The organism is Halobaculum saliterrae (genome assembly GCF_009831625.1).
In the GTDB taxonomy this organism is placed as follows: domain Archaea; phylum Halobacteriota; class Halobacteria; order Halobacteriales; family Haloferacaceae; genus Halobaculum; species Halobaculum saliterrae.
In genome coordinates this window covers 187,451-194,369 of record NZ_WUUS01000009.1, presented here as the reverse complement: position 1 = coordinate 194,369, position 6,919 = coordinate 187,451, and the positions used below count along the sequence as shown (strand labels likewise).

Here is a 6,919-nt window from a genome sequence, read left to right as displayed (position 1 = left end):
GCGCGACGGGGGACGGACGCGCCCGAAGCGTCCCCCGGCACGTCCTCGACGGCGTCCGCCGGGCGGGTCGACGCCGGGTCGACGCCGCCCGCGACGCGCTCGCGGAGGTGCGCCGGTGACGGACGGCGCCGCCGGCGGTCGGGAGCCGGCCGACGGGTCGACCGGCGCCAACGGCCGCAACGTCGACCCGCTCGAACAGATCCGGCCGAGGGGCGTCGTGCCCACGGGCCGGTGGACCGGGATGGCGGCGCTGGCGCTCGTCCCGGTCGGCCTCGGCGTCCTCCTTCGACACCCGCCGCTCGTGCTGGTGGGCGCGCTGGGGGTCGCGTTCGCGGCGTACGCCCGCGGCGACGCCGCGCCCGACCTCGACGTGACGATCGAACGCGACCTCTCGGATCCGACCCCCGATCCCGGCGACGAGGTGACGGTCACGCTGCGGATCCGCAACGAGGGCGACGGCGTGCTGCCGGACCTCCGGGCGGTCGACGGCGTCCCCCCCGCGCTGGCGACGGACGACCCGGCGCGGCTCGGGACCGCGCTCCGACCGGGACGGACGGCGACGTTCAGCTACCGCGTGACGGCGATCCGCGGCGCCCACGAGTGGGACCCCGTCCACGTGCTCGCGCGTAATCCGAGCGGGTCCCGGGAACGCGACGCCCGGATCGACGCCGAGGGCGCGACGACGCTGCGGTGTGCGCCGGAACTGGAGGCGACGGCGTCGCTCCCCCTGCGGGGCCTCACGACCGTCTACTCGGGGCGGGTGCCCACGGACGTCGGCGGCGCCGGGATCGAGTTCCACTCGACGCGGGAGTACCGCCACGGCGACCCCGCCAAGCGCGTGAACTGGGCGCGGTACGCCCGGACCGGCGAGCTGTCGACGCTCGAGTTCCGCGAGGAGCGCGCGGCGACGGTCGTCGTCTGCATCGACGCCCGCGAGGAGGCGTACCTCGCGCCGGACCCCGAGTCGCCCAACGCCGTCGAGCGGAGCGTCGAGGCCGCCGCGCAGGCAGTCCCCGCCCTGCTCGACAGCGGCGACCGGGTTGGCGTCGCGGCATTCGCCCCCGGGGACTGCCGGCTCGACCCCGGCGTCGGCGACGGCCACGCCGCCCGCGCCCGCGAGTTGCTGGCGACCCACCCGTCGCTGGCGCCGACGCCGAGCGACGAGCGGTTCCTCCCGACTACGTGGGTGCGTCGCTTCCGTCGCTGGCTTCCGGCGGACGCGCAGGTACTGTTCTGCACGCCGCTGCCCGACGACTACGCCGCGACGGTCGCCCGGCGGCTCGACGCGTACGGCCACGCGGTGACGGTGATCTCCCCGGACCCGACGGCCGACGACACGCCGGGCCACCGACTCGCGGGGATCGAGCGGGCGAACCGCGTCTCGCGGCTCCGATCGGCCGGGATCCGCGTGATCGACTGGGGCGAGGAGTCGCTGGCGACCGAACTGGAGCGCGCGGACGCGCGGTGGTCGCGGTGACGGTCACGCGCAAGCCGCCCCGGCTCGGGGTCGCGGTCGCGGCGCTGTCCGCCGCGGTGGGCGCGGCTGCGCTCGGACTCGTCTCCCCGCCCGGCGGCGGCGTCGCGGGCGTGGGCGTCCTGCTCGTCACGATCGGCACGCTGGTCGGATCCCGCCGCGCGCTCGGCGCGGGCGCGACGGCGCTGGCCGCGGGCGTCCTGCTGGCCGGCGGGCTCTCAACTGCGGGCCCCGGACCGCTTCTCGTCGGCGGGCTCGCGGCGGCACTGTCGTGGGATCTGGGCGAGCACGCGGTCGGCCTCGGCGAGCAGCTCGGCCGCGAGACCGACGCGACCAGAAACGTCGCGACCCACGCCGCCGGCTCCCTCGCCGTCGGCGCGGTCGCCGCGGCGGTGTCGTTCGGCGTCTACGTTGCCGCCGCGGGGGGGCAGCCGGTCGTCGCGCTGGTGTTCCTGCTGATCGGGGCGATCGCGTTGGTGAGCGCGGTGCGGTGAGCGCGGCGCTGCGGGGTCGGAGAGTCCTCCGGGCCCCGGTCTACTTGGCCGCCTCGGTCTCGGCGTCGCGGACGGTCGGCACCTCGACGCGGTCGAGCACGGCCCGGAGCACGTCGACCTTCGCCACGTCGTCGACGCTCGCGTCCGGTGTGAGCACCAGCCGGTGTGCGAGCACCGGGACCGCGACGCGCTTCACGTCGTCCGGCGTGACGAACTCCCGCCCGTCGAGCGTCGCCGCCGCGCGGGCCGCCTCGAAGAGGCGTTGGGTTCCCCGCGGCGACACGCCGACCTCGACGCGGCGGTCCTCACGGGTGGCGCGCGTGATCGCCGCGATGTACTCCAGCAGGTCGTCGTGGACGCGGACCGACTCGGGCGCCTCGCGGGCGCCGAGCACCCGCTCCTGGTCGAGCACCGACTCGACGCTGGGGTCCTGTTCGCCGCGTCCGGCCCGCCGGCGCAGGAGCTCGATCTCCCCGTCGAGATCGGGGTAGCCCATCGAGGTCTTCACCGTGAAGCGGTCGAGCTGCGCCTCCGGGAGCGGGAAGTTGCCGGCCTGCTCGACGGGGTTCTGCGTCGCGATGAGGAAGAAGGGGTCCGGAAGTTCGTAGGTGGTGCCGTCGACGGTCACCTGCTCCTCCTCCATCGCCTCCAACAGCGCCGCCTGTGTCTTCGGCGGCGCGCGGTTGATCTCGTCGGCGAGGACGACGTTCGCGAAGATCGGTCCTTCGCTGAACTCGAACTCGCCGGTCCCCTCGTCGTAGACGGTGGTGCCGGTCACGTCCGAGGGGAGCAGGTCCGGGGTGAACTGCACGCGCGAGAACGACAGCCCCAGCGCGGTCGCCATCGACCGCGCGGTGAGCGTCTTGCCCGTGCCGGGCACGTCCTCGATGAGCACGTGTCCGCGGGAGAGCAGGCCGAGGAGGATGTCCTCGAAGAAGGCGTCCTCGGCGACGATGGCGGCGCGGAGGGTGTCGAGCACGTCCGTACAGGCCGCGCTCGCGTCGGGAACGTCCATACCCGGTTGGGGCGTTCGACCGGGAAGAAGCCTCGGGGTTCGGGGAGCAGTGACACACGGTCGATCGAACCGAAACCGTTTACACGCTGACCGCCGGACGTGAAGGTGAGCCGAGGTAGCCTAGCCTGGCCAAGGCGGCAGATTCGAAATCTGCTGTCCATTCGGACTCGGGAGTTCAAATCTCCCCCTCGGCGTTTTCGCGCGAACTTCTCTGCGAGCGCCCGTTGTGGCGCTCGCACCCGTGAGCGCGAAACGACACTCTCGGTGCTTCTCCAACGCGAAACCGGACGAGCTACCGCTGGGTGCGGCGGCACAGTACAAACGAAAACACGTCGATCCGCGACCGATCCGGCGTCGGCGCTCAGGCGTCCTCGACGGCCGCCAGCAGCTCCTCGTAGTCGGGCTCGTTCGTGGGGTCGTCGGCCTCCCACGCGTACGTCACGGCGCCGTCGTCGTCGAGGACGAACACCGCGCGGTTGGCGATGCCGTGGAGTCCGAGCTCCGGGATGTCCATCGAGAGGCCGTACGCCTCGATGGCGTCGCCGGCCATGTCGCTGACGAGGTCGAACTCGAGGCCGTACTCGTCGGCGAACGCGCCCAGGGAGAACGACGAGTCGGCGCTGACGCCGAACAGCGTCGCGCCGGCGGCCGCGAAGTCGTCGTGGTGCTCCTGCAGGGCGACCATCTCGTTGGAACACGGCGGCGTGAACGCGCCGGGGAAGAACGCGAGCACGACCGGCCCGTCGCCGAGGTGGTCCGCGAGGTCGAATGTCTCGTGGTCGCTGCCCCTGTACGTCGCAGTGAACGTCGGTGCGGTGTCACCTTCGGATACCATGTCGACGGATCCTACCGTCGCGTGGCTACTAAATCCTCTCCAGTTGTGTACGGCACGGCTCCGTCAGGACCGTCACTCCCCGCCGTCGGCGTACGCGTCGAGCGTCCCCGGGTCGCCGCCGTCGTCGCCGCGGAGGCGTCGCCGTCGCTTGTCGTACGCGCCGTCGAGGTCGAGCAGCTGACGCTGCCGGGAGACGAGGTACCCGTCCACGTCGCTGCGGTCGGTGGGGTGGGCGGCGTGGATCCACACCGGGCGGTCGGCGCCCGTCGAGAGCCCCTCCGCCCACGCCTCGGCGGCGTCCCGGTCGCCGAACTCCCGGCGGGCGCCCCCGTACAGCACGGCGTGGCCGACCGCCGCGTTCGCCTTGCGTGCGGACGGCTTCACCTCCACGACGTAGCTCACGCGGGGCGCTTGGGCCGCATCCGATAAATACTCCCGGAGATCCGACGCCCCGGTCGCATGGACGCGGACGTGAGCAGGGAGCGGGCGGGGGTGTAGCCGAGTACGCGGACGCCGGCGTCGCCGACGGCCGCGGTCACAACAGGTGCGAGAAGTTCCACAGCCCGATCAGCCCGAACCACGTCGCGCAGCCGAGGTACACCGCCGCGCGCAGGCGCGGCACGTACCAGTCCGGCGTCTCGCCGTCCGCGAGGCGGTCGATGAGGACGCCCGATTCCGCCAACAGTCCGACCACGAGCATCGTGAGCACGGTGAGCACCGCCATCCCTCCGGCGGGCCCGAGCCACGCCATCAGCGCCCGCGACAGCGGCACCGACTCGCGCACGGAGTCGGAGAGCCGGAGCACGACCACCGTCGAGACGGCGTCGAGCCCCTTCCCGACGAGCAGCGCTCCGGCCAGCGTGGCTCGGCGCATGACCGCGACTATGACGTGACCCGACATAACGCTACCCGACCGGGGCGCGATGCACGCGTCGTCACGGTCCCGGAGCCGGGGTGGCAGTCACGGTTCCGAAGTCGGCGCGACCGCTACTCGACGACCTCGACGGTGTCTCCGGGTTCCACGTCGTCGGCGGCGCCGGCCGGCAGCTCGATGACCGTGTCGGCGGTGCCCCAGCCGAGCCCGATCCACGGTCGGAGCCGTTTCACCTTCGACACCTCGCCGTCGACGAGCCAGATCGCGTCGATGGCGAACGGGACGAACGCCATGTGGAGGCTCCGCGAGTCGGGCCCGTCGAACCGGAACACGAGCGCGTAGTCGTCGGGGATCGACCGACGGAACATCAGCCCCCGCGCCTGCGACAGGAACGAGTCGGCCACGTCGACGTCGTCGGCGAGGACGCGTTCGCGCGGCGTCGACGGCGACTCGTCCTCGGGGTCGATGGCCCCGGACCGGTGAATCACTCGCACGGGGGGTGGTGGACGGCCCGTCGGTATGAACGTATCCGTTTCACCGATCTCGAACTCGCTCGCGATCCCGATCCGCTCTCGCTTCCACCCCCGATGTCGACCCAGTGAACGCCCCACGGATCCGGGCCACGTTCGTGACTCGGTGCACCGAATGTCTCTATACCCATCTTCGTTCCCGTAGTGGATCTACTTTCAGACGAATAGTTTCGACCGAACCGGCAGACGGCAACCAGAAACGGAGAAAACTCGGGAGACCCCGAGATGAACAGTGGAAACCGACGGCGACCGCCGCCCGGCGGGAGTGAGCGTTTTTTGTCTGCTCCGACGCGAGGTGATCCATGGAGCGGACGCCAGACGGGACGCCGGTCGGCGTCGACGACCCGTACGAGTTCGCCGGCCGCTGTGACCACCTCACCGGCGACGGGCGCTGCCGGTTCGTGCTCGACCGCGCCGGCGACGACCCGGAGTTCGCAGCGGACCGTCGTCGCGCGGACTACGCCTGCGTCGCCGCCGACGAGGACGCGGACTGGCGTGACTGCCCGCACTACCGGTCGACGACCGACGCCAAGGAGTGCGCGCGGTGTGGGCTGGAGGAGGTCCGCATCGCCCACGACGAGCGCCGGCCCCTCGTGGAGGAACACCACCTCTCGTATGGCGAGGGGGCGAGTGATGCCGGGGGAAGCCGCGGATCGCAAGACGGCGATGCGGATCGGAGCACATCCCACGAGATCACGGTGGGGCTGTGCCGGTGGTGCCACACGAAGGTCCACCGGTCGTTCGCCCGCGTCGATGACGACGCGAGCCCCGACCCGGAGGCGGTCGCCGAACGCGAGAGCCGTCGCAGCGACGAACTCGGCGAACTGGGGTTCTCGCCCGCCAGCGACCGCTACGGCGACGACGGCTGAGGCGTTCCGACGACGACCGGTGAGACGCTCCAGGACGACGGCTGAGATGCTTCGGCGCCGCCGGGCGACGGATACGCACGTCCGTGCATCCCTCGGCGAGAAGCGGGCCGCTTTTCACCACGTCCGCGCAACCCGGTGTATGAGCGAGCCGCGCATCGTGGTCATCGACAACCACGGACAGTTCACCCACCTCGAGGGCCGGGCGCTTCGCGACGTGGGGGTCGACACGGAGATCCTCGACAACGACACCGATCCCGCCGACATCGACGCCGACGGGCTCGTCCTCTCGGGCGGACCGAGCATGGACCGCGTCGGCCGCTGTGCCGACTACCTCGATCTGGACGTGCCCGTGTTCGGCATCTGTCTGGGGCTGCAGTTCATCGCCGAGGAGCTCGGCGGCCGCGTCGAGTCGGGCGACTACGGCGGATACGCCGACGTGGACGTGCGGATCCGCGACGGCGAGGACCCGCTCGTCGGGTCGCTCGCGCCGGAGACGCGCACCTGGGCCAGCCACGCCGACGAGGTCGTCGAGGCGCCGGAGGGGTTCGCCGTCACCGCCGACAGCGACGTGTGCGGCGTCGAGGCGATGAGCGACACCGACCGCGACCTCTACGGCGTCCAGTGGCACCCCGAGGTGAGCCACACGGAGCGCGGACAGGAGGTCTTCGAGAACTTCGTTTCGATCTGCGAGTAGTTCGACCGCACAGGTTCTCCGATCTCGGACTCCGTCTTGCGGTTCCTACGAAATCTAGCGAGTCCGAAGGACCGGGGCGCGGGGCCGCATTGGACGGCGATCGTGGACCGCTCGCCGGATCCGTGGGCCCGGCG

General features: G+C 72.0%; 9 protein-coding genes and 1 tRNA gene. 5 read left to right on the top strand and 5 right to left on the bottom strand.

Annotated features, from left to right (window positions below; translation table 11 throughout):
• Positions 1-115 precede the first annotated feature (115 nt).
• Together GRX01_RS14860 and GRX01_RS14855 are read left to right on the top strand one after the other, a co-directional pair.
• Positions 116-1,477: a DUF58 domain-containing protein gene (locus GRX01_RS14860; RefSeq protein WP_394351393.1), complete on the top strand. Its 1,362-nt coding sequence runs from the start codon at positions 116-118 to the stop codon at positions 1,475-1,477.
• Positions 1,474-1,968 carry a DUF7519 family protein gene (locus GRX01_RS14855; RefSeq protein ID WP_321168137.1) on the top strand — a complete coding sequence of 165 codons (495 nt, stop codon included), beginning with the start codon at positions 1,474-1,476 and terminating at the stop codon, positions 1,966-1,968. The genes GRX01_RS14860 and GRX01_RS14855 overlap by 4 nt, the downstream gene beginning before the upstream one ends.
• Before the next feature lie 40 nt (positions 1,969-2,008).
• Here the strand turns inward: GRX01_RS14855 and GRX01_RS14850 are convergent, their stop codons facing one another.
• The gene (locus GRX01_RS14850; RefSeq protein WP_159669166.1) at positions 2,009-2,983 is read right to left on the bottom strand and encodes an AAA family ATPase; all 975 of its coding nucleotides are present in this window, start codon (positions 2,981-2,983) and stop codon (positions 2,009-2,011) included.
• Positions 2,984-3,092: 109 nt separating this feature from the next.
• On the opposite strand from GRX01_RS14850, the gene GRX01_RS14845 reads away from it, so the two are divergent.
• Positions 3,093-3,177, top strand: a tRNA-Ser gene (locus GRX01_RS14845).
• A 167-nt stretch (positions 3,178-3,344) separates the two neighbouring features.
• Here GRX01_RS14845 and GRX01_RS14840 read toward each other — a convergent pair.
• From GRX01_RS14840 to GRX01_RS19220, 4 genes are all read right to left on the bottom strand, one after another.
• Complete coding sequence (locus tag GRX01_RS14840; RefSeq protein ID WP_159669163.1) at positions 3,345-3,818, bottom strand: redoxin domain-containing protein; 474 nt, start codon at positions 3,816-3,818, stop codon at positions 3,345-3,347.
• Positions 3,819-3,890: 72 nt separating this feature from the next.
• Positions 3,891-4,220: a hypothetical protein gene (locus GRX01_RS14835; protein WP_233741050.1), complete on the bottom strand. Its 330-nt coding sequence runs from the start codon at positions 4,218-4,220 to the stop codon at positions 3,891-3,893.
• 133 nt (positions 4,221-4,353) lie between these two features.
• Positions 4,354-4,692 carry a hypothetical protein gene (locus tag GRX01_RS14830; RefSeq protein ID WP_159669160.1) on the bottom strand — a complete coding sequence of 113 codons (339 nt, stop codon included), beginning with the start codon at positions 4,690-4,692 and terminating at the stop codon, positions 4,354-4,356.
• A 113-nt stretch (positions 4,693-4,805) separates the two neighbouring features.
• Positions 4,806-5,186 (bottom strand): DUF192 domain-containing protein, encoded by a 381-nt coding sequence (locus GRX01_RS19220; RefSeq protein WP_394351392.1) that lies wholly within the window; start codon positions 5,184-5,186, stop codon positions 4,806-4,808.
• 338 nt (positions 5,187-5,524) lie between these two features.
• On the opposite strand from GRX01_RS19220, the gene GRX01_RS14820 reads away from it, so the two are divergent.
• Positions 5,525-6,091 (top strand): DUF7097 family protein, encoded by a 567-nt coding sequence (locus GRX01_RS14820; RefSeq protein ID WP_159669157.1) that lies wholly within the window; start codon positions 5,525-5,527, stop codon positions 6,089-6,091.
• Positions 6,092-6,230: 139 nt separating this feature from the next.
• The gene (locus tag GRX01_RS14815; protein WP_159669154.1) at positions 6,231-6,785 is read left to right on the top strand and encodes a GMP synthase subunit A; all 555 of its coding nucleotides are present in this window, start codon (positions 6,231-6,233) and stop codon (positions 6,783-6,785) included.
• Positions 6,786-6,919 lie beyond the last annotated feature (134 nt).

Bases quoted from the DNA above. Each gene is read 5' to 3' on its own strand.
- GRX01_RS14850 (WP_159669166.1), bottom strand. From the start codon at position 2,983: ATGGACGTTCCCGACGCGAGCGCGGCCTGTACGGACGTGCTCGACACC.
- GRX01_RS14840 (WP_159669163.1), bottom strand. From the start codon at position 3,818: ATGGTATCCGAAGGTGACACCGCACCGACGTTCACTGCGACGTACAGG.
- GRX01_RS14830 (WP_159669160.1), bottom strand. From the start codon at position 4,692: ATGCGCCGAGCCACGCTGGCCGGAGCGCTGCTCGTCGGGAAGGGGCTC.
- GRX01_RS14820 (WP_159669157.1), top strand. From the start codon at position 5,525: ATGGAGCGGACGCCAGACGGGACGCCGGTCGGCGTCGACGACCCGTAC.
- GRX01_RS14815 (WP_159669154.1), top strand. From the start codon at position 6,231: ATGAGCGAGCCGCGCATCGTGGTCATCGACAACCACGGACAGTTCACC.